This window comes from Asaia sp. W19, from assembly GCF_003994335.1.
Lineage (GTDB): Bacteria > Pseudomonadota > Alphaproteobacteria > Acetobacterales > Acetobacteraceae > Asaia.
On record NZ_PNQZ01000216.1, the window covers coordinates 1 to 1,732 of the forward strand.

Annotated in this window: 1 protein-coding gene; it reads right to left on the reverse strand. The window is 56.9% G+C overall.

From position 1 onward, the window contains the following. Window positions 1–1,732, reverse strand: a 1,732-nt coding sequence (locus tag C0V97_RS18130; RefSeq protein WP_127103762.1) for a TonB-dependent receptor, incomplete at both ends; no start/stop codon positions are given.

Here is a 1,732-nt window from a genome sequence, read left to right on the forward strand (position 1 = left end):
AGCGATAGCCGAGGTTCAGGTTGAAGACGTCATTGGCGGGAACGTAGGCGTCATTCGTATAGGTGTAATAGCGCCGATCCTGAATTTGCATGAGCACGTTGCCCCAGATTTGCCCGTCATCATAGCCAAGCTGCACATTGGCCAGGTTACGCGGCATGCCCACGACATTCTTGCCCTTGATCGCTGCGGAGACCTTGCTATCCGCCATCACGTTGTCCTGGTAGAAGGAGTTATTGAAGGCGTAGGAGGCGAAGATCGACCAGTTCGGCGCGAACTGCCAGTTCACGGCGGTGTCGATACCGCGTGAGATCACGCCACCCACATTGGAGAGTACCGAGGCATTGCCCTGAATGCCCACACCCTGGGTGACCGAGAGCAATCGGTTTTCGAACTCGACGTAGTAACCGGTCACTGTCGCCTGGAAGGTTTTGGTATGATAGCGGTAGCCAAGTTCCTCGGTGTTCGACATTTCGGGCTTCAGCTTGCCCTGCAGTGCCTGGAAGCCAGCTACCGTGGTCGAGAACGGGCCTGAGGTTTGCGCGCTGTCAAAAGCCGCCATATTGCGGCTGTAATCGACGAAGATCTCATGGTTACGGTTGAAGCGGTAATTCGCCCCGATCTGCGGCAGGAAGCCATTGGAGGCATTCAGCGTACCGGAGGGATAGGCCGTAGCCACCGGCATTCCCAGATAATTGCCGTTCATGGCACGCGCCGTGTTGTCGACGATCAGGGACTTGAAGCCGTAATTGACCTTGAGTTTCGGCGTGATCTTCCAGGTGTCGCCCAGGTGGACCTGATAGGTCTTTGTGTTGAAAGCGCTCTGCCACTGCGTGGCAAAGGCATTGTTCTTGTACCAGTGGATCGAGGAGGGTGACCCATCGAGCGCGAGAGGATAGAAGCGACGCGCCTGATTGAAGTTGTTGTTTTCGAACCAGAAGCCGCCTTCGATGCTGTGATTGGCAATCTTGTAGGTCAGGCTTCCGATGAACCCGGCACGGTGGATGTCATATTCGGTCGTACGGGTGGAAAGCGGTGAGCCGCCGAGTTGCGCCGGTGTCGCGCTATAGGGCGTGACCCATACGCCTTCGCCACTATTGGTGTGGCCATAGCCCGTGACATAGCCGGTCAGACGGTTATTGATCTTGAAATCCAGCTTGCCATAGCCCAGCGCATCCTCACGAAGGCCGCCTGCATTATAATAGACGGTATCCTGGTTTTCGATGCCTTTAGGGAAAGCCGTGCCGTTCTGATAGGCATAGGCGATCTGCTTGGCGAGCGCGTAGTTGCCGGTGATGTTGTCCAGATTATAGCCATAGGTCTTGATCTGGGAGAGCGACAGATCCTGATAGTCGTTTTCGGCGCGCTTGGACCAGTCGCCGAAGACCGTGAGCTTCAGGTTGTCACCCAGAGGCTGGACGTACTTGGCGTTGGCCTGGTCCTGACGCTGCACGCCATCGCCCTTCCACTTATTGGCGTCCTGATGATCATAGGACACATAGAATTTGCCGCCCCCCTTCAGCACGCCGCTGTTGATGCGGGCGAATGTGCGCCAGGTCGAGGCGGAGCCGATGGTTCCGCTGACATCGGCACCAAACTTTTCGGAGGGATCGATCGAACTGAATTGCAGCGCGCCGCCAAGATCGTTGGAGGCTGCAACGCCGACCGCTCCCGCGCCCTGTGTCAGCGTGGCAGGACCGTTATTTTCTGTCTGAAGCGCACGGCCGATCGAGAG